Source organism: Belnapia sp. AC561, from assembly GCF_979252845.1.
This window is the reverse complement of the sequence record NZ_CEEDBP010000332.1, coordinates 1-254: the sequence shown is the minus strand read 5'-3', so window position 1 is coordinate 254 and position 254 is coordinate 1. Positions and strand designations below refer to the sequence as shown.

1 protein-coding gene is annotated in these 254 nt (G+C 62.2%); it reads right to left on the bottom strand.

The annotated features are described in order from the left end of the window. Window positions 1-226, bottom strand: a 226-nt coding sequence (locus AC0IW9_RS31295; protein ID WP_471652188.1) for a DUF6531 domain-containing protein, incomplete at its 3' end; no start/stop codon positions are given. Between the last annotated feature and the right edge of the window lie 28 nt (window positions 227-254).

Here is a 254-nt window from a genome sequence, read left to right as displayed (position 1 = left end):
GATCCAGAATGGTCGACCAGCCAGGCCCTAACACCCCACACGCCTCGGGCTCATCGTAGGCGGCAGCCAGCGTCGAGTTATACATCCGGGAGATCGCCAGCCCCTGGCTCGGCCCGCCAAAGACCACATCCGTTTCCGGGAGCACGAAGTTCCCGGTTGCCGAGTTCACCGGGTCCTCGATGTAACCAGTGGCAGGATCAATCCCACTCAAGGTGGGCGAGGACACCTGAATATCTGCCCGCGTCACACTCACC